Origin of the sequence: Pseudomonas sp. TWRC1-2 (assembly GCF_049896685.1) — a bacterium.
In the GTDB taxonomy this organism is placed as follows: Bacteria; Pseudomonadota; Gammaproteobacteria; order Pseudomonadales; family Pseudomonadaceae; genus Aquipseudomonas.
On record NZ_JAFCUU010000016.1, the window covers coordinates 55376 to 77274 of the forward strand.

The window sequence follows — 21899 nt, forward strand, 5'->3', positions numbered from 1 at the left end:
TTTGAGCCAACCCCTCTTGGGGTTCAAGGAAGACAGCCCACTTCTCACAGGATTTGATCAGGTCACTTCATGAATAAGCCAGCAGTCGTTCTTTTGGGTTTCGTTGTCGCCGTCGGCGTCGTCAGTGCAGGCGGCGCCTGGTACACCGGTAAGCAACTGGAACCGGTGCTGCAGACCGCGATCCAGAACGCCAACAAGGAACTGCAGACCTCCATGGCCGGCGTCGACGGCAGCGTGAACCTGGAGCTGGTGTCCCTGGACCGTGGCCTGTTCAGCAGCACCGCTCACTACCGCCTCAAGGGTCAAGGCAGCGTATTCGGCGAAGAAAACCCGAACCCTGAGCTGCTGTTTGTCGACCACATCGAACACGGCCCGTTGCCGTTCTCGCGCCTGGTTTCGCTGAAGTGGCTGCCAGTTATGGCCACCAGTCACTATGAGCTGGAAAAGAACGCCACCACCGAAAAATGGTTCGCCGCCAGCAAAGACGTGTCGCCGCTCAGAGGCGTGGCCAATATCGGCTACGACCGTTCGGTCGATGGCAACGTCGAACTGCTGCCTCTGGAGCTCAAGGACGACAAGTCCTCGGTGAGCTTCTCCGGCGCCAACCTGGACTTCGACGGCACCGCCGAAGGCCAGAAGGTCAAGGCTGAAGGTTATATGAACAGCCTCAAGGTCGCGGTGATCGATGCCAACGGCGCGCCTTTTGAAGCCGAGCTGTCCGGCCTGACCGTGGCCAGCAACCTGGAAAAAACCACGTTTGGTTTCTACACCGGGCAAAACACCGTTGAGCTGACCGACACCAAAGTGACCTACGGCCCGCAGAAAGCCGTGCTGACCCTCAAGGGCTTCGAGCAGAAAGACACCAGCGAGACCAAGGACAACAACCTGGCCGGCCGCGTCGATTACAAAATCGACGAGATCGGTTACCAGGGCAAGCCTGTCGGTTCGGCCGCCATGGCCCTGAGCATGAAAAACGTCGACATCCCGGCCATGCTGGTACTGACCAAGCTGTATCAAGACAAGATGCAACCGGTGCAAGCCGCCGCCGCTGCTGGTCAGCCTGTGCCTGAGCTGCAACTGACCGAAGCCGAGCAGACCCTGGCCGAGGCCAACGTCAACCAGGTGCTGGCTGCCAAGCCGCAAGTGGCGGTGGAAAACCTGTCGCTGAAAACCACCCACGGCGAAAGCAAATTCAACCTGGTGGTCGACCTGACCAAGCCGGCTTCCATGGAGCTGCCGCCGGTTGAACTGGGCAAGCAGGTCATCGCGCTGCTGGATGCCAACCTGACCCTGTCCAAGCCAATGATCGGTGACGTCGCTGCATTGCAAGCGCAAGTGGGCGGCGTGACCGACCCTAAAGCCATCGAGCAGCAATCGCAGATGGCGGCCGAGATGGTCAGCGGCATGGCCGTCGGCACCCAGTTGGCTACCCTGGTGGGCACGGATGTGGTCTCCAAGCTGCATTACGCCAACAATGAAGTGACCTTCAACGGCCAGAAGATGACAGTTGAGCAATTCATCGGGTTTGTGATGGCCAAAGCCGGCGCGGTCAGCGGCGCGCAGTAAGATTTCTTACATCAGTAAGAAATAAATAATGGGGGAGCAGGGTTGCCTGGGGCAGCGGTCAAACAGTCGGCATACGGGCCGGCGGTGACCGGTCAGCCCAGGCAAGTCTGCTCCCCCATTGGCTTTTCTGTTGACGGGACAATTCTGAACAATTGTTCCGAATCGGACATATTCCTACATTCATAGGGGATAGTTCCTACAGGAAAGCTAGGCCGGGTCATCAGACGCCGGCACCCTGATGCAAACCGCTCAGGACCACCTATCGTTACAGCTTTCCGCGTGTAAGGAAGCTCACGATATGTTGCGAAACCTACCCATCAGTGCTTCAGGCCGGTTGCGACTGCTCATCGGGGCTGCCTTGTGCAGTCAATTGCTGATGCCCGGCCTCGCCCTGGCCGATCCGGCCTACGACGCGTTGATTATTCAGGCGCGAAACGGCAACTTCACGCCGGCCCTTACCCAACTGCGCCAATTACCTGCCGAGCGCCAGACGCCAGGCCAGATCAGCGATCACATTGTGATTGCCGGCTGGGCCGGGCAAGACGCCGAAGTGCTGAAGGTGTACGAGGCGCAAGGCAAGAATCGCAACTTGACTACCCAGGCGCTGGCCACGGTCGCCCGTACCTATCGCAATCAAAAGCAGTGGCCTCAGGCCCTGGCGGTTTATCAGCAGGCGCTGCTGCGTGAACCGAATAATATCGACCTGCAACTGGGCCAGGCCCTGACCCAGGCCGACGGTGGCCAAACCAACGAAGCGGTGCAACGCACCCGCGCATTGGTGGCCGCGCAACCCAATGACCCCAACCGCCGCATGGCCCTGGGCTACGCGCTGACCCGCGCGGGCTTGAACTACGACGCCCTGTTCGAGTTCGACCAGGCTTTTATCCGCGCGGGTGACAAACCCGAAGTGGTGCGCGAATACATCGTCGCCCTGCAAAAGGCCCGTTTGCCGGAGCCGGCCCTGCGCCTGTCGGCCAAGCACCCAGGCGTGCTCGATGTCGTCACCCAGCGCCGCCTGGAAGGTGACCTCGCCGCCGAACGTGTGCGCATGGCCGAGTACGCCACGCGCACCGAGAAAGAACGTTATGTGGTTGCTGATCGCGCCCTCAGCGACTACGACACACTGCTCGCCCGCTGGACCCCTGACCAGAGCGCCCATGACGACGTGGTGCGCTGGCGCATCGACCGCCTGGGCGCCCTCAAGGCACGCGCGCGCACCGCCGAGGTTATCCGCGAGTACGAAACCCTCACTGGCGAAGGCGTGCAGTTGCCGACCTACGCCTTGCGCTGGGTGGCTGCGTCCTACCTCGACCAGCGCCAGCCGGAAAAAGCCGAGCCGTTGTACCGCCAGGCGCTGACGGCACCGGATGCTGATCCGGGTGACCACGTCGAAGACAGCACCGCATTGTTTTACGCCTTGCTCGAAAGCGACAAGGTGATGCAAGCGCGCGAAGTCGCCAATAACCTGGCCACCAACCAGAAACCTCGCGTTGAACTCAAGGGCTTGCCCATCGGCAACCCCAACGACAGCTGGATGGACGCGCAGCAACTGGCGGCCCAGGCCGGCACTTACGGCGGTGACCTGCCAGGCAGCGAAACCGGGCTGGAAGCCCTGGTGGCGAAAGCCCCTGGCAATGTCGGCCTGCGCCTGGCCCAGGCTGATATGTACCGCGCGCGTGATTGGCCGCGGCGCGCCGAAGGCTCGCTCAAGGAAGTTGAAACCCAGGCCCCGCGCGATATCGGCCTGGAAGTGTCCCAGGCCTACACCGCCATGGACCTGCAGGAATGGCGGCAAATGGACGCGCTGACCGATGACGTGCTGGCGCGCAACCCCGACAGCCGCCAGGTGCAGCGCCTCAGCCGCCTGCGCGACGTACACGACATGGCCGAACTGCGCGTCGAAGCCTACACCGGTAAAAGCTACGGCGGTGGCGGTAATGATGATGTGGGCGCAGTGGCGGGCAGCCGCGACTGGGGCATCGAAAGCGTGCTTTACAGCCCGCCCATCGATGAAGACTGGCGCGTCTTCGCCGGCGCCGGCTACGCCACCGCAGACTTTACCGAAGGCACCGGCCAGCATCGCTTCCAGCGCGTCGGCGTCGAGCAGCGCACCCGCGACATGACCCTGGAAGCCGAGGTGTCCAACCACTCCTACGGTTATGGCTCCAAGCAAGGCGCGAGCGTGTCGATTGCCCGCGACATCAATGACAACTGGCAGTACGGCGGCAGCCTCGGTTACCTCCTGGCGACCACGCCGCTGCGCGCATTGAATGCCGATGTCACAGCCAATGGCGGCAGTGGCTTTGTCCGCTGGCGCGAGAATGAAAGCCGCGAATGGAAGCTGTCTCTGAGCCCGTCGCATTTCAGCGACGGCAACAACCGCCTCGAAGCGCTGCTCACCGGCCGCGAGGGCATCTACAGCTCGCCGCATGTGCAAGTGGACCTGGGCCTGGAAGTCGGCGCCAGCCGCAACACGAAGGACGACGTGGTGTATTTCAACCCGAAATCGGACTTCAGCGTGTTGCCCACCATGACGGTCAATCACGTGCTTTATCACCGCTATGAGACCCAGTGGAGTCAGCAGTTCCAGGTCGGTGCGGGTACCTATAGCCAGCGCGATTATTCCACCAGTGGGGTCGGCCTGATCGGCTACGGCCAACGTTTTCGCTGGAACGACGTGCTGGAAGCCGGCGCCAACCTGAGCCTGATCAGCCGCACCTATGACGGCGATCGCGAACGCGATCTGCGCCTGCTCGTCGACCTCACTTACCGTTTCTAAAAGAGCCTGAACATGACTGTCCTCAGCCGTTGTTTATTGGTCCTGGGTGTATTGCTGGCCGGCGCGTGCGCCCAGCAACCTGCGCCCTATACCCCACCCGCCGAGCGGCCGATACCTGCGCGTGAAGCGCCGTGGCCGAAAAACCATTTCCTGGGCATTGCCTACCACGACATCGAAGATCGCGACCCCGATCAGGCGGTGGTGGCGGTGCGCACCGAACGGTTGGTCGACCAACTGGCCTGGCTGCGCGAGAACGGCTACCGGCCGGTCAGTGTCGATCAAATCCTGGCAGCGCGCAGCGGTGGGCCGCAGTTGCCGCCCAAAGCCATCCTGCTCAGCTTCGACGACGGCTACTCCAGCTTCTATACCCGCGTGCTACCGATTTTGCGTGCTTATAACTGGCCGGCAATTCTGGCCCCGGTGGGCTATTGGATCGACACGCCGCTGAATAAACCGGTGGATTTTGCCGGCACACCGCGCGCGCGTTCCGACTTCCTGACATGGGAGCAGGTGCGCGAGATCTCCAAATCGGGCCTGGTCGAAATCGCCGCCCACACTGACGCCAGCCACACCGGCATCCTGGCCAACCCACAAGGTAACCAGGAGCCGGCCGCCGCAACGCGACGTTATGACGCCGCCACTGGCACCTATGAAACCGAGGCGCAGTTCCAGGCGCGGATGCGCGCCGACGTTACGGCCATCACCCACAAACTGCGCGCCGTCACCGGCAAGGCGCCGCGTGTATGGGTGTGGCCTTACGGCGCCGCCGACGGCACCTCGTTGGCGGTCGTCGGCGAACAGGGCTACCAGATGGCCCTGACCCTGGACGACGGCCTCGACGACCTCGCCAACCTCAAAAGCAGCCCACGCTTTTTGGTGGCCTCCGACCCGGACGGCGAGCACTACGCCAACGCGATTGTCGGTACTCAGGCGCGGACCTCGATGCGCGTGCTGCACGTGGACCTGGATAACGTCTACGACCCGGACCCGGCCCAAGAGGCACGCAACCTCGACCAGCTGGTGCAGCGCGTGGTCGACATGGGCGCCAGCACCGTGTTCCTGCAAGCCTTCGCCGACCCCAAGGGTGACGGCCTGGTGCATTCGCTGTACTTCCCCAACCGCCATCTGCCGGTGCGCCGCGACTTGTTCAACCGCGTCACCTGGCAACTGCGTACCCGTGGCCACGTGGCGATCTACGCGTGGATGCCAGTGCTGAGCTTTGCGCTCGACCCTTCGTTGCCGCGTGTCACGCGAATGGACCCGAAAACCGGCCAGGTCGGCCTCGACCCGGACCAGTACAAGCGCCTGTCGCCGTTTGATCCGGCCGTGCGCCAGCAGATCGGTGAGATCTATGAAGACCTGGCACGCAACACGGCCATCGACGGCGTGCTGTTCCACGACGACGCGGTCCTTTCTGATTACGAAGACGCCAGCCCCGCAGCGCTCAAGACTTACGCCGCCAACGGCCTGCCGGGCAGCATTGCCGCGCTGCGTGCCGACCCTGCCGTGATGCAGCGCTGGACGCGTTTCAAGAGCCGCTACCTGATCGACTTTACCCAGGAACTGGCTGCAAAGGTGCGCGCCATCCGCGGGCCGCAGGTGCAGACCGCGCGCAATATCTTCGCCGAGCCGATGCTCAACCCGGCGAGCGAAGCGTGGTTCGCGCAGAACCTCGATGACTTCCTCCAGACCTACGACTGGACCGCGCCGATGGCCATGCCGCTGATGGAAGGCGAGACGCTGAAGAACTCCAACGCCTGGCTGGAAAAACTCGTGGCCACCGTCAAAGCCCGTCCCGATGCCTTGCAGCGCACCGTGTTTGAACTGCAAGCCAAAGACTGGCGCACCAAAGACGCGCCCGATATCGACGGCGCGCAGATGGCTGAATGGATGGGTGTGCTCAAACGCCAGGGGGTCAGGAGTTTTGGCTACTACCCGGACAACTTCCTGGAAAATTCGCCGGACCTGAAGACGGTACGTCCGGCCCTGTCCAACCAATGGAACCCTTGACCATGTTCGACAGAATCCTGGCTTTATTCGTGTTGGCGCTGGTGTTGGGTGTGCCCCTTGGCCTGATCTTTCTGGTCACCGGGCAGTTCCTGATGGACTTCGTGTTTTTCTACCCGCTGTTCATGTCGGCCTTGTGGATCGCCGGCGGCCTGTACTTCTGGCTGCACTGGGAGCGTCACTGGCCGTGGAAGGAAGACACGCCGGCGCCGACCCTGGCCGGCAACCCGCTGATCTCGATCATCATTCCTTGCTACAACGAGGGCGATAACGCCGCCGACACCATTCATGCGGCGCTGGACCAGCTGTACCCGAACATCGAAGTGATCGCCGTCAACGATGGCTCCAAAGACAACACCGCCGCGGTGCTTGATGCACTGGCGCTGGAACACCCACGTCTGCGCGTGCTGCACCTTGCGCAGAACCAGGGCAAGGCTGTGGCCCTGCGCATGGGCGCGGTGGCTGCGCGCAGTGAGTACCTGGTGTGCATCGACGGCGATGCCTTGCTGGATAAAAACGCGGCGGCCTACATGGTCGCGCCGATGCTGGACAACCCGCGCCTGGGCGCCGTGACCGGCAACCCGCGCATTCGTACGCGTTCGACCTTGATCGGCCGGGTGCAGGTGGGCGAGTTCTCTTCGATCATTGGCTTGATCAAGCGCACCCAGCGGGTGTTCGGCCGCATCTTCACGGTGTCGGGTGTGGTGGTGGCGTTTCGCAAGAAAGCGCTGGACCGCATCGACTACTGGAGCACCGACATGATCACCGAGGACATCGATGTCAGTTGGAAGCTGCAACTCGATCACTGGGCCATCTTCTACGAGCCGCGTGCCCTGTGCTGGATCCTGATGCCCGAAACCGTCGGTGGCCTGTGGAAGCAACGCCTGCGCTGGGCCCAGGGCGGCGCCGAAGTGCTGTTCAAAAACATCCGTGGCATCTGGCAATGGCGCCATCGTTACCTTTGGCCGCTGTTGTTCGAGTACTGCTTGTCCACCGGTTGGGCCTTCACTTTCCTGCTCTCGGTGATCTTCTGGGGCCTGGGCAAATTCATGGTGCTGCCGCAGGCGATTGCCGTGGATTCGCTGGTGCCGCCGGCGTTTACCGGGCTGGTGCTGGCGATGGTGTGCCTGCTGCAATTTGCGGTGAGCATCCTGATTGATCGGCGTTACGAAAAGGACCTGTGGAAAACCCTGTTCTGGACCGTGTGGTACCCGATGGTGTTCTGGCTGGTCAGTTTGCTGACCACATTGGTCAGCTTTCCCAAGGTGCTCTTCAACCAGCACCAGAAGCGCGCGCGCTGGGTCAGCCCGGACCGCGGTATTAAACCTAGCGAAGAGGAGGCGTGACGATGAAACTGGTCAGAACTCGCCAGAACACAGTGATGTGGATCATCGACGTGCTGCTCACCCTGCTGGCCTGGGCCGGGCTGGTCTGGCTGCTGGCACGCGGGATCGGCGCAATGCTGGAAACCCATGGCGGCCCGCGCATTGAGGCGCCGATTTTTGCGGCGCTCAACACCTTGCAGATTTACCTGTGGATCGCCTTGTTCAATGCGGTGATCCTGATCAGTTGGGCACGCTATCAACAGCGCCGCGGGCGCAAGTTTGCCCAGCGTCGCGCCGAAACCAACGCGCTCAGCGATAAAAGCCTGAGTGAAAGTTTTAACTTGGGCGACGGCCACCTCGAGCAGTTTCGCAAGTCGGGCGTGCTGGTGATCCACAACGATGACGAGGGCGGCGTAGAAGATGTGAAGGCCCATGTTTCGCGCGACGTTGAGCGGCCAGGACTGACCCTGGTGCCAGGGCAGGAAAAAGACAAAGGCGCAGGCTAATTGCCCCGAGCTCTTTACCCCACGCTCTGTGGCGAGCGGTCTGTGTGGCGAGCGGGCTTGCCCCGCGTTGGGCTGCAAAGCAGCCCCAAACCTGACGCCACGATCTTCCTGACGTAACGCGGCGACACTGACCAGGGGGACGCGTCGCGCCCCAACGCGAGGCAAGCCCGCTCGCCACAAGAGGCGCCATCCCAGACTCATCCGATAAATGGGATCCAATTCACAAAACATGCGCGAACTTTTCTGTATTCCCCTGTACTAACCTAACTCGGCATTTAGTTGATGGCTAAGTAATGGCATCTGCTGGGTTGTTTGCCGAAGGGTTATCAAAAACAGTGGCCGCTTGTCGGAATAAAAGTTTCAACAACAAGCGCTTTCACCGTTTAATGATTATTTGTTGTTATTAATCAATAGGTTGCGGTTGTAATAAGTGCGAATGTCCGACAAGTCCAGCTTCTTGGGCTAGCGCGAGTTCGATGTTAGTTTGCCGCCCCTTGATTTTCGATGGATCGAACATGTCTTTGTTATTGCCACGGACTCGGTATTTGCTGTGCACTTTCCTGCTCGCCTGTCTGGGCCTGAACAGCGCCACAGCCGCTCCCACGCCAGGGGATCAAGACTTGATCCGCGACCGGCAAAATCGCCTGCTCGAAGAGCAGGGCCGGCGCCTGCAAGAACTCCAGGACCTGCCCGGCAAAGAGGCCAAGCCCCAAGCCCCGGCGACGCCCGCTGACACCCGCTGTTTCCCGATCAAAGACATCGAGCTCAAGGGCGCCGACAGCCTGTCCGCTGCCGACCGCACGCTGTTGCTCAAACCCTATGTGGGCCAATGCCTGGGCGTCTCGCAGCTCAATGAGCTGCTTAAAGTCATCACCGACTATTACATCGCCAAAGGCCGCGTCACCAGCCGTGCCTACCTGCCGCAGCAGGACCTGTCCAGCGGCCACCTGCAAGTGCTGGTGGTCGAGGGCAAGCTCGAAGCCTTGAGAAGCGCCGAAGGCAGCAACGTGACCGATCGCGAGCTGGCCATGGCCTTTCCCGGCAAGGTCGGCGAGGCGCTGAACCTGCGCGAGGTCGAGCAACTGGTCGACCAGCTCAACCGCCTGCCGTCCAAACAGGCACAAATGGAACTGACCCCCGGCAAAGACGTGGGCGGCAGCGACGTGGTGGTCAAGAACACCGCGCAAAAGCCGTGGCGCGCCAGCCTGTCGCGCAATAACGACGGGCAAAGAAGCACCGGCGAGCAGCAATGGGGCGCGGGCCTGGAGTGGGACAGCCCGCTGGGGCTGGCCGACCAACTGGTGCTGCGCGGTGGTCACGACGCGATCAGCGACCACCAGAAAACGTCGAAAAACACCATGCTCTACTACAACGTGCCGTGGGGCTGGTGGAACTTCAGCTACACCTACAGCGAGAGCGATTACCGCGCGCTGGGTTACACCGACACCTTCAAGTTCAAGCAGTCGGGCGATAACGAAAACCACCAACTGCGCGCAGAGCGCGTGATTCACCGCGATGACGTGAGCAAGACCTCAGTCAACGTCGGTCTGGCTCACCTGCGCACCAACAACTACATCGACGACGCCCACCTCGAAACCAGCAGTAACCGCCTCAGCGAACTGCAATTTGGCATCAACCACGGCCGGCGCATCGGCAATGCCTTCGTCAACGTTGACCTGGGCGTGCAGAACGGCATCGGTGCATTTGACGCCCAGCGCGACGACCAGCATCGCGATCAGTACGGGCACCTCACGGCCACTCCCGATTACCGCAAATACACCGCCACCGTCAGTTATCTGCAGCCGTTCAGCCTGTGGGGCGAGTCGTTCAGCTTTACCAGCTTGGCCACCGGGCAACGCAGCGAAGACGTGCTGTTCTCGCCGCAACGCATCAGCCTCGGCGGTTCTTCTTCGGTACGCGGTTTCAAGGATCAGCAACTGTCCGGCGACAGCGGTGGCTACTGGCGCAATGAAGTGCGCTGGGCCCGCCCGGTCACGTTGGAATGGCTGCGCCCGGCCTTCGCCGAATACGGCACCAGCCTGGGTTACGACCAAGGTGTGATCCGCAACGACCGTTACAACGACGACTACCACGGCCGCGTTTCAAGCAACTCCGTGGAGCTGTTCGCCCGGGGCAAATACGTCAGCACCAGCGTGACGTTTGCTCACTCGTTAGAAAGGCCTGGGGTCGTGACGGAGCGCGAAGCACCGATCTACTTCCGCATGGATTTCTTCCTGTAATTCAACGCCCTGCTGCAACGAGAATCTGAAAATGGATGTTCGCCACTTTGCCTTTCTGGCCCGCCAACCTTCTGCTGCCCTGAAGCGCCGGGACGCGTTCCTTGGTCTGCCCAAGCGCGGCCTGGTGCTGATTCTGGCCAACGCGCTGTTCTGGCAGCCGTTGCTCGCCCAGGCCGAAGGCATTGTGGTCAGCAACCCGGCCACCAGCGTCGGCCAGGCCGGCAATGGCGTGCCGGTGGTGAACATCGCTGCGCCCAATGGCAGTGGCTTGTCCCATAACCAGTTCAAGGACTACAACGTCGGCCCCAACGGCGTGATCCTCAACAACGCCACCGGCGCGGTGCAGAACACTCAGCTCGGCGGCTACATCGTCGGCAACCCGAACCTCAAGGGCGGCGCCGCCAACGTCATTCTCAACGAAGTCAACGGCGGCAGCCCCAGCCAGTTGCGCGGCTACACCGAAGTGGCGGGCCAGTCGGCCAAGGTCATCGTCGCCAACCCGTACGGCATCACGTGCAGTGGCTGCGGTTTTATCAACACGCCCAACGTGACCCTGACCACCGGCAAACCGCTGATGGACAACGTCGGCCGTTTGGACCACTACCAGGTTGACGGCGGCGCCGTGACCATCGACGGCGAGGGCCTGAACGCCAGTAACGTCGACCGCTTCGAAATCATCACCCGCTCGGCCAAGATCAACGCCCAGATCAACGCACGCGAACTGGCCGTAATCGCCGGGCGCAACGACGTCGATGCCCAAAGCCTGAAAACCACCGCACGCGCCGACGACGGCAGCGCCAAACCCGAGCTGGCCATCGACTCCAGCGCGCTGGGCGGTATGTACGCCGGCGCGATCAAACTGGTGGGCACCGAAGCCGGCGTGGGCGTGAAGCTCGACGGGACGTTGGCGGCCAGTGGTGGGGATATTCAGCTTGATGCCAATGGGCATTTGAGCATGGCGCAAACCGCCGCGAGCGGCGCGGTCAACGTCAAGGCCGCGAGCCTGGACGCCAAGGGGCCGGTGTACGCCGGCACGGCACTGGACGTGCAAACCCAAGGCGATCTGACCAACCGCCAAAGCCTGGCCGCCCGTGACCGCATTGCGCTGTCCAGCGGCGGCACGTTGACCAATAGCGACATTATCGAAGCTGGCGTCAACACCGATAACACCCGCAACGCAGCGGGCGACGTCAGCCTGCGCGGCAAGACCGTCAGCAACACCGGCACCAATGTCATCGCCAGCCGTACGTTGAGTGTCGATGCCCAGGCCCTGAACAACCAGGGCGGCACCCTGAGTGCAAAACAGCACACGCAGATTACGGCAGGCACAGTCGACAACCAGAACAAAGGCCGCATTCTGAGCAACGGCGGCCTGGCCCTCACGGCCGATCGCCTGCAGAACACCCAAGGCGGGCTGGTCACCAGCAACGGTCCGCTGACCGCGGTTGTCGGTGAGTTGCATAACCAGGGCGGCGAAGTCTCCAGCCTGGACACCGCAGCGCTGACGGTCACCACCCTCGACAACGTCGCGGGGCTGGTCACGGCGGGTAAGGCGTTGAGCCTTAACGTCGGCAGCCTGAACAACCAGGGCGGTCTGGTCACCAGCCAAGGCTTGGTCAGTGTGGCCGGTAACAGCCTGGACAACCGTGAAAAAGGCTTGGTCGCCGGCGTCGAGGGTGTGCAGGTCACTGTCGCCAACATCGACAACCGCAACGGCGAGCTGTCCAGCCGTGCGGGCGTGCAGGTCACCGGCACGCAACTGGATAACAGCGATGGCGGGCTGGTGATTGCCGGCAGCGGCGCAGGCCTGAATGTCGATCAATTGCTCAACCGCAACCAGGGCCTGATCAGCAGCGAAGGGCTGTTGAGCGTCACGGCGCGCAACGTGGCCAACAACGGCGGTACGCTGTCCAGCGCCGGCCCGCTGACCCTCAACGCCCTTGGCGCGGTAGACAACCAGGGCGGCCGGCTGGTGACTGACGCCCGCCTGATCCTCAACAGCGCGAGTCTCGACAACAGCCAAAAAGGCACCCTGAGCGCACGTCAGGCCGCGCAGATCACCACCGCTGACCTGAACAACCAGCAAGGCGGTCAGATCACCAGCGCCGAGGCCCTGACCCTGGACCTCAACCGTGGTCAGCTCAATAACCAGGGCGGACTGATCAACGCGCCGCTGCTGATGCTCAACAACCTCAAAGATGTGCATAACCAGGGCGGCGAGATTTCCAGCAGCCAGGCGTTCACACTCACCGCCGACAACCTGGACAACAGCGGCGGCAAACTGCTGAGCAATACCGCGCTGACCTTGCGCATCGGCCAGGCCCTGGCAAACGTCAAAGGCATGATCGCCGCAGCGTCGGTCGACGCGCACGCCGCCAGCCTCGACAACAGCGGCGGCACACTCACCAGCCGTGGCGACACCGTACTCAACATTGATGGCCGCCTGACCAATCGCGATCAGGGCCTGCTCAACGCAGGCGCTGCCCTGACACTCAACAGCGCCGAGTTGGATAACCAAAATGGCTCACTGCTGGGCAGCGCAATTGCCCTGGACTTCGGCAACGCCACCGGCGACCTGAACAACGCCGGGGGCCTGATCACCACCGCCGGCAATCTGACCATCAACCATCTGCGTGACCTGAGCAACGGCGGTGGCGAACTCTCCAGTGCGCAAACCCTGGACCTCAGCGGTCGCACGTTGAACAACAGCAACGGCAAGCTGATCAGCAATAACCTGCTGCTGCTCAATGCCACAAACCTGATCAACCAGAACGGCTTGATGTCCGGCTGGCAGGGCTTGACCGTCAGCGGCGCCAACCTCGATAACCGCAACAACGGCACCTTGTCGAGCCGTTATGGCGACCTTAATGCCACGCTGACCGCCAGCCTGCTCAACAGCGGAGCGGGTGCGCTGGTGAGTCAAAAAGCGCTGTACGTGACCGCCGCCGAGCTGGACAACAGCAACACGGGCGTACTCTCCAGCGCCGCCGGCCAACGTCTCAACGTGGGCGGTTTGCTCAACAACGCCCAGGGCGGCGTGATCGACAGCGGCGCAGCCCTGAACCTGAACGCGCAAAACCTGGACAACAGCGCCGGCAGCATCAGCGGCGGCACCGCCACCACTCTCGACCTGCTCGCGACCCTGACCAACACCAATGGCAAGTTGGCCAGCGGTGGTCCGTTGCTGATCAGCCGTGCCGCGCAGATCAACAACCAGGGCGGCCAGATCGCCAGCCAGGGCCTGTTGACCCTGCTGACCGGCGGCCTGGACAACCGCAACCGTGGCACGCTGGCCGCCAACGACCGCTTGAGCCTCACCGCCAGCGGCCTGGTGCAGAACGGCAACGACGGCTTGATCTACAGCCAGAACGCCGGCCTCAGCCTCACGGCCAACCGCGTGGAGAATGGCAAAGGCACCGTGCAAAGCCAGGGCGGCATGACCGTCGACGTGGCTGACGCGCTGGACAACCAGAGCGGCAAACTGATCGCCCAGGCGGGCGATTTGAGTGTCAACGCCGCCAGCCTCGACAACCGCGGCGGCACCCTTGCCAGCCTCAAGGCCGCACTGCAAACCCGTGTGGTCGGCGTGCTGCGCAACGGTTATGACCTCAACAACAACCGTCAGGGCGGCGTGATGCAGGGGCAAAGCCTCAACCTGCAAGCCGGCAGCGTAGACAACTATGGCGGGCGCATCGCGGCGCAGGGCGGCAACGCACTGGTGACCACCGGCAATTTCGACAACCGCAACGGCGGGCTCTATGCCAAAGGCCTGATGCGTGTGGTCGGGCATGACTTTGATAACAGCGGCGACAACGACGGCCAGATTGCCGGTCAACAAATCGACCTGGACCTGAGCGGCGCACTTAACAACCGCCTGGGCATCATCGAAAGCGAAAGCACCCTCAAGGTGCGCGCTGCCAGCCTCGACAACCAGACCGGGCGCCTGCGTGCCCTGGGCACGGCGGGCACCACCGAATTCGCCATCGGTGGCCTGTTCGACAACCGCAACGGTGTGCTCGAAACCGCCAACAACGATCTGACCCTCAACGCCGGCAGCCTGCAGAACCTGGGCGGCAACGTACTGCACGTGGGCACCGGCAACTTCGGCATTGCCCCCGCCAACCTCAACGACGTGGGCGGCAGCCTGGTCACCCGTGGCGACCTGACCATTAGCCAGGGCCACTGGACCAACAGCAGCGTGATCCAGGCCGGGCGACTGACAGTCAACGTCGACACCCTCGACCAGACCGCCAGCGGCCAACTGCTCGGTGCCCGACGCTTCGTCGGCAGTGGCGCCAATTGGAACACCCAAGGCCTGATCGCCAGCGACGGCACGCTCGACCTGACGTTGAGCGGCGCCCTTAACAGCAGCGGGCGCATCAGCAGCCTGGGCGACCTCAACCTCAGCGCGGCACAGGCCACCCTGAGCGAAACGGCAAGCATCGCCGGCGGCGGCATCACTACCGCCAACATCGCCGGCACGCTCAACAACCGCGGGCGCATCACCGCCGCCACCGACCTGGTGCTTAACGCGGGCGCGATCAACAACTACGCGACCCTGGGCAGTGGCCAGCGACTGACCGCTACCACCGGTGCGTTACTCAACGACCACGGCCTGATCTTCAGCGGCGGCGACATGAGCCTGCGTGTCGACGCGTTGAACAACAGCTACGCCGACCTCTACAGCATGGGCAACCTGAGCGTCGACCGTGACGGCAAGGGCGGCCTGGCCAGCAGCATCCTCAACAGTTCTTCGACGATCCAGAGTGACGGCAACCTCAGCCTGTCCGCCAACTCGATCAAAAACGAACGGGCGGTACTGACCGTCAACGACGCGGGTGTCTATACCGCATCCGCCACCGAAGGTACCTGCATCGAGTACGTCAACGCGGGTGACTGTCATGCCGGTGGCACGGCGCGCAACTACGTGTGGGAGCTGGTGACCCGCGACAAACTGGAAGTGACCGCCGCCAGTGCCGGTTCGAGCATCACCTCGGGCGGTAACATGACGCTGGCGGGCGGTGACTTGCTTAACAGCAGCAGCTCGATTGCGGCCGGCGGCAACTTCACCGCGCGCCTGAACAACCTGGTCAACACCGGCATCGAAACCGGCGAGACCGAGACCTACCGGCTCTTTACATCGGCGCGTACCGAGCACCCAAGCGGCTGGTTCAATGCGGCTCGCGCACTGACCAATAAATACTGGTATCAAAGCCCTGGCTACAATCCCAATGACCTCGGTGGCCTGGAGGCTGCCGTGGCCAACTTCATCGGGATCATGGAGAGCGAGCGCACCCAGTTCGGCAAAGTCACCAAAATCGCCAGTGACGACCAACGTTACGCTGCGGTGATTCAGGCCGCCGGCGCGGTAGACGTCAAGGCGCAAGCCGGTATCGACAACAGCGTGGTGCGCCTGGGCTACAACTACATCGGTGCGGGCGCCAAAACCACCACCGGCGCCACGGGCGCCAGTGGCGCAGCCGGTTACTCGACGCGCGTCACCCTTAACCAGCAACTGCCGCCTGACCTCGCCCAACAGCAGATCAATCCGCTGAGCCTGCCCGGCTTCACCTTGCCCAGCGGGCAGGGCGGGCTGTTCCGCCTCAGTGGCGAAAGCGCCAGCGCGCCGGCCAGTACCGGCCCGCAAGGCTGGACCCTCGGCGGCGGCGGTGTAGACCGCACGCCGGTTACCGGCCCGGTCGTACCCGGCAGCGGCACCTCGGCCGACGGCGTGGTGATCAACCGTGTGCAAGGCCTGCCAGACAGCCAGTTCGTCTCCAGCCCACAGAAATACCTGATCGAAACCAACCCGCTGCTGACCAACCTCAGCCAGTTTTTAAGCTCTGATTACATGCTGTCCAAACTGGGCTACGACCCAGACCAGGCCCAAAAGCGCCTGGGTGACGGCCTGTATGAACAACGCCTGATCCAGCAAGCCGTGATCGCGCGTACCGGCCAGCGCTTCATCGATGGCCAGACCAGCGACACGGCGATGTTCAAGTACCTGATGGACAACGCCATTGGCACCCAGCAGGCGCTTAACCTGTCGGTGGGCGTGAGCCTCACCGCCGAGCAAGTCGCGGCCCTGACCCATGACATCGTGTGGATGGAAAACGCCACCGTCGCTGGCCAGCAAGTGCTGGTGCCCGTGCTCTACCTGGCCCAGGCCAACAACCGCCTGGCGCCCAACGGCGCACTCATTACCGGCAGCGACCTGAACCTGGTCAGTGGCGCCGACCTCAACAACGTCGGCACCCTGCGCGCCACCAACAACCTGGCTGCCAGCGCCGGGCGCAACATGGTCAACAGCGGCCTCGTGCAAGCCGGCAACCGCCTCGACCTGCTCGCCGGCAACAACCTCACCAACCGCGCCGGCGGCATCATCGCCGGGCGCGACGTCAGCGTCAGCGCAGTGAATGGCGATGTACTCAACGAGCGCACCGTCACCAGCCACCAAAGCAGCAGCGGCTACCGCACCGAGCGCACCGACTTCGTCGACAACGCCGCCCGCATCGAAGCCGCCAACACCCTCACCCTGCAAGCCGGGCGCGACGTCAACAGCACCGGCGGCGCCTTCAAAAGCGGCGCCGACCTGGGCGTTCAAGCCGGGCGCGATGTAAACCTGGCCACCGCCGAACAGCGCAATGCCAACACCGTCAGCACCTACATGCGCAGCAGCAGCGCAAACCAGTACGGCACCGTGATCGAAGCCGGGCGCGACTTCCAGGTGGTGGCTGCGCGCGATATCAGCGCCATCGGCAGCCAGTTGAATGCCACGCGTGATCTGGCGCTGGTAGCCAAGGGCAATGTGAACCTGGCGTCGGCGGCGAATGAACAGCATTCGGCGTTTAATTCCAAGAAGGTCACCAGCCAGGAAGACCACGTTCAGCAAGTCGGCACATCTTTGGTGGCCGGGGAGAACCTCTCCCTCAGTGCCGGCAACGACCTCGTGGTCAGCGCCAGCCGTGCGAGTGCCGGCAAGGAAGCCTACCTGTACGCAGGCAATGACCTGGCGCTGAACGCTGCGCAAGACAGCGACTACAGCTATTACCGCAAAACCAAAACCAGCAAAGGGTTGCTGTCCAGCACCCAGAAAACGCGCATCGACAGCAGTAACCAGATCAGCCAGCAGGGCTCTTCCATCAGCGCTGATACCGTGGTTGTGCGTGCCGGTCGGGACATCGGCACAACCGCCAGCGACGTGGTTTCTACCAACGCTACCAGCCTGATTGCCGGGCGCAATGTGGTGATTGATGGGGCGACGGAGACCTTTGAGCAAAGCCATTCGTCCTCGACCAAAAAATCGGGCTTGATGAGCAGCGGCGGCATCGGCGTGACGTTGGGCTCAAGCAGCAACCAGAACACCTTCACCAGCAGCACCGAAACCACCCGGGCCAGCAACATCGGCAGTGTGCTGGGCAGTGTGGATATTCAGGCTGGCAAAGACCTGACCATACGCGGTTCTGACGTGGTTGCCGGTAAGGACATCAGCCTGGTTGGGCAAAATGTCAGCATCCTGGCTTCCGAGAACAACAACCGTAGCGAGCAGACCTCCAAGAGCAAAACCAGTGGTTTGACCCTGGCGTTGTCCGGCACCGTGGGTAGCGCGGTGGACTCCGCTTATAAGACCGCCAAGCAAGCCAAGAACGAGGACGACGGCCGCCTCTCGGCGCTGCAAGGTGTGAAGGCGGGTTTAACGGGGGTGCAAGCGTGGCAGGCGGCGCAGCAGAATGGTGGCATGACCGGCGCTAACGCCGCGGAATTTGTCGGCATCGCCATCTCGCTCGGCTCGCAAAAATCCAGCTCCAAACAGACCCAGGAGCAGACGGCAAGCCAAGGTAGCAGCCTCACCAGTGGCAATAACCTCAGTATTGTAGCCGCCGGTAACGGCACGCCTGGCGCAGATGGAGACATCCGCGTTCAGGGCAGCAAGCTCCAGGCCGGTAATGAAATGCTGTTGGCAGCAGAGCGTGATATCCGCCTGGAAGCAGCCGCCAACACACAAAAACTCGATGGCAAGAACAGCAGTGGCGGCGGGGCCGTAGGCCTTAGCTTTGGGGCGAGTTCCAATGGTGCTGGCCTTAGCATCTTCGCCAATGCCAACAAGGGCACCGGCAGCGAGAAAGGCAATGGCACAACCTGGACGGAAACGACGCTGGATGCGGGCAAGCAAGTCAGCCTGATCAGTGGGCGAGACACCGTCCTCAAAGGTGCGCAGGTCAGTGCAGATCAGATCAAGGCCGCGGTAGGCCGCGATCTTATGCTGCAAAGCCTGCAAGACAACGATGACTACAAGTCCAAACAAACCGATGTCAGCGGTGGCGCAAGTTTCACGTTTGGCACCATGACGGGCAGTGGTTCGCTCAGCATCAGCAAGAGCAAGATCGACTCCAACTATAAAAGCGTGCAGGAGCAAACCGGCCTGTTCGGCGGTAAGGGCGGCTATCAGATTGATGTGGGCAACCACACGCAACTCGATGGCAGCGTGATCGCCAGCACTGCAACAGCGGACAAAAACCGCCTGAGCACCGGCACCCTCGGCTGGAGCGTTTTAAAGAACAAAGCCGACTACACAAGCCAGTTGCAGAGCGCCAGCGTCAGCAGTGGCGCAAGCAGTGCGAACGCCTTCATCAGCAATATGCCTTCCGGTAGCTTGATCGCGTTCAATCATGGCGACAGTGACAGCGGCACCACGTCATCGGCCATTTCCAACGGTACTCTCGACATCCGCGACCCTGCTAAACAGCAGCAGGACGTTGCAACGCTGAGCCACGATGTTGAACACGCCAACGGCAGCATCAGCCCGATCTTTGATAAGGAAAAAGAGCAGAAGCGCCTGCGCCAGGTGCAGTTGATTGCGGATATTGGTACTCAGGCAGTAGACATCGTTCGAACCCAAGGCCAGATCGATGCTGATAAAGAGGCGCGTGCTGAACTTGATAAGCGTGGCATCAAGGAACCTGGAAAAGATGCCAAAAAAGAGGACGTCGACGCCTACAAGAAACAACTGATTGCCACTGACGCTTATCAACGGATCATGGCGGACTACGGGGTCGGCGGCAATTACCCGCGTGTAGCGCAGGCGGTGACGGCAGCATTGCAAGGGCTGGTGGGAGGCGATATCGGTTCAGCCATTGCGGGCGCATCGGCGCCGTACATGGCGCAAGTCATCAGGAAAACCACCGGAGACAACGCTGTACTCAACACCATGGCGCATGCCGTATTGGGTGCGGTGGTGGCGCAGGCGCAAGGCAACTCTGCGGGAGCGGGGGCTGCGGGAGCTGCGACGGGTGAATTCATCGCCCATCAGTTGTATCCGGGCAAGAAGACAATCGAGTTGACGGAGGAGGAGAGAGAGACGGTTGTTGCACTTTCGGGTCTAGCAGCAGGGTTGGCTGGGGGGATTGCTGGTGGTGATCTGGGCGGTGCGGTTACAGGGGCAAAGGCGGGAAGCAATGCGGTGGAGAACAACTCCCTCAGTGATATTGCAGAAGCATTAGCAGAACGTAAAACACTTGAACAAAAGGCCGGAGAGCGCGTCAAGGCTGAAAACGAGCGATACAAGGAGCAAAACTGTGCAGGAATGAGCGCGGATGCGTGCTCGGCTCAAATGTATGCTGAGCGTCGCGAAACACTTGCTTATACCGTGGCGGGTGTTGGAGCTGTAGCCGGAGCAGTGCTGCTCGGTCCTGCCTTGTTAAATTCCTGTGCGATGAACCCAGCTGTTTGTACCGAACTGTCATTAACAGCAGTTGAGTTGCCCTTTGGTGCCGCAACGGCTGGCGGTACAGCGTTGGGTGTAGGAGGATTTGGTAGTCTTGCGGCCAAGGAGTTAGCTGCTACTGCGGATGCTGCGGCTGCGGCGCGAAATGTCGAGACCGCAAAAGGTAGCGCTCTTGATGCAAAAGGCGTAGGTGCTGATGCAGCAGCAGGCCAAGCGGTGCCGGGTGCAGCCAATTTTATGGGCGAATCCGATCAGTTTTTTAAAAATGTATCTAAAAGATCTGATATAGATTCGAACGGTTATTTTGACGTTATCGCTCATGGGAGTACACAAAAGATTGAGGTAGTTACTTCAAGTGGAACTATTATGGCAGATCAGCGTGTCGTCTCTCGACTTATCGAAAATAACCCCGCTTACAGTGGGCAGCCGATTCGTTTGTTATCTTGTGATACTGGAGCTTGTGATGCCGGATTTGCTCAAAGTCTTGCGAATAAAATGGGGGTCCCGGTGAAAGCTCCAACTAACTTGGTGTGGGCCTACGGCGATGGAAAAGTGGTAGTTGCTCCAAGATCCCCATCGAATCCAAATTACCCGGACTTATCGAAGCAAGGTGAGTTCAAAATTTTTAATCCAGGTAAGCCATAGTGTCTATTTCATTAGTTGTGTGCGAGCGATGCGGCGGTGGTTTGGTAAGTTTTGAGGAAAACAGCGCTAAAGGGCTAAGGTGTTCAGTTTGTGACTGGTCGTTAGTTACTACGAACATTTCTGGTATTAAGGTTGATGAAGAGATATATGAAGTATTTTGTGCTGGTGATTATAGAAATAAATCACATATAAAGGCTGTGTCCGAGGTGTTCGGTTCTAATTTTTTAAAGTCCAGAGATTTACTTCAGCAGGGCATGTTTAGAATTTTTTCTGGAAAGGCTGTAGACGTATTAAGAGTTCGAAAAATTCTTGCTGAAGTTGGAGTTGAGTATATAATTAAACCCGATTTTATCTGGGTTTGATGGCATAGATGTAAAAGAAATACAAGCTGGGGCTGGCAGGAGTTGGAAAAGGAGAAATAGGGGTCAGACCACGCTTTTCGTTTTTTAGAGTTCAGCAGCGTTGCTCTTTAAAAACATGATTTATTTTTTGTAATTATTCCAATCTGTTGGCCTGTTGAAGGGCGGCTAAGCTGTAAGCTCCTATCCAGTTAGGGGTTTATATGGCTCGCCGTCCTAGAGTTTTACTGCCGGATATCCCGTTGCATATTATTCAGCGGGGAAACAATCGGTCTGCGTGTTTTTATTCAGATGAAGACTATATTTTTTACATCGATACATTAGCCGTGCTTGCTGAATTGTACGGCTGTAAAGTTCACGCATTGTGCTTGATGACAAATCATGTTCATTTGTTGTTGACTCCCAGCTGCTGCGCAGGGGCCGGCCTGCTTATGAAGGGGCTGGGGCAGCGCTCCGTTCAATATGTCAATCGAACATATCAACGAACGGGCACGTTGTGGGAAGGCCGTTTCCGCTCCTGTTTGGTTCAACAAGACAACTATGTTTTAGCTTGCTATCGATATATCGAAATGAACCCTGTTAGAGCCGGTATGGTTGCTCATCCGGGCGACTATCGCTGGACCAGCTATAGGGCAAACGCACAGGGCGAGCTGTCAGGCTTTATAAGCCCGCATGCGGTTTATAACGAATTAGGTAGCGGCACCGTAGAAGAATAGTGGTCTGACCCTTATTTTTCAATTATTTTCCC

General features: G+C 60.7%; 9 protein-coding genes. All 9 read left to right on the forward strand.

Going from position 1 to position 21899, the window contains the following annotated elements; all coding sequences use genetic code 11:
- Positions 1-69 precede the first annotated feature (69 nt).
- The 9 genes from ACP7B3_RS28955 (at position 70) to ACP7B3_RS28995 (ending at position 21867) form a co-directional block, all read left to right on the forward strand.
- The gene (locus ACP7B3_RS28955; protein WP_426182760.1) at positions 70-1566 is read left to right on the forward strand and encodes a YdgA family protein; all 1497 of its coding nucleotides are present in this window, start codon (positions 70-72) and stop codon (positions 1564-1566) included.
- 298 nt (positions 1567-1864) lie between these two features.
- Positions 1865-4345 carry a poly-beta-1,6 N-acetyl-D-glucosamine export porin PgaA gene (gene pgaA, locus ACP7B3_RS28960; protein ID WP_404486238.1) on the forward strand — a complete coding sequence of 827 codons (2481 nt, stop codon included), beginning with the start codon at positions 1865-1867 and terminating at the stop codon, positions 4343-4345.
- Positions 4346-4357: 12 nt separating this feature from the next.
- The gene (gene pgaB / locus ACP7B3_RS28965) at positions 4358-6355 is read left to right on the forward strand and encodes a poly-beta-1,6-N-acetyl-D-glucosamine N-deacetylase PgaB (RefSeq protein WP_426182763.1); all 1998 of its coding nucleotides are present in this window, start codon (positions 4358-4360) and stop codon (positions 6353-6355) included.
- 2 nt (positions 6356-6357) lie between these two features.
- On the forward strand, positions 6358-7698 hold the full coding sequence (gene pgaC / locus ACP7B3_RS28970; RefSeq protein WP_124416133.1) for a poly-beta-1,6-N-acetyl-D-glucosamine synthase: 1341 nt from the start codon (positions 6358-6360) through the stop codon (positions 7696-7698).
- Between the two features lie 2 nt (positions 7699-7700).
- On the forward strand, positions 7701-8183 hold the full coding sequence (gene pgaD / locus ACP7B3_RS28975; protein ID WP_426182766.1) for a poly-beta-1,6-N-acetyl-D-glucosamine biosynthesis protein PgaD: 483 nt from the start codon (positions 7701-7703) through the stop codon (positions 8181-8183).
- Positions 8184-8698: 515 nt separating this feature from the next.
- Positions 8699-10423, forward strand: a complete 1725-nt coding sequence (locus tag ACP7B3_RS28980) for a ShlB/FhaC/HecB family hemolysin secretion/activation protein (RefSeq protein WP_145159639.1) — start codon at positions 8699-8701, stop codon at positions 10421-10423.
- Between the two features lie 31 nt (positions 10424-10454).
- Positions 10455-20792 (forward strand): hemagglutinin repeat-containing protein, encoded by a 10338-nt coding sequence (locus ACP7B3_RS28985; protein ID WP_426182771.1) that lies wholly within the window; start codon positions 10455-10457, stop codon positions 20790-20792.
- Positions 20792-21154, forward strand: a complete 363-nt coding sequence (locus ACP7B3_RS28990; RefSeq protein WP_426182774.1) for a hypothetical protein — start codon at positions 20792-20794, stop codon at positions 21152-21154. Before ACP7B3_RS28985 ends, ACP7B3_RS28990 begins: the two co-directional genes overlap by 1 nt.
- 200 nt (positions 21155-21354) lie before the next feature.
- Positions 21355-21867, forward strand: a complete 513-nt coding sequence (locus tag ACP7B3_RS28995; RefSeq protein ID WP_426182777.1) for a transposase — start codon at positions 21355-21357, stop codon at positions 21865-21867.
- Positions 21868-21899 lie beyond the last annotated feature (32 nt).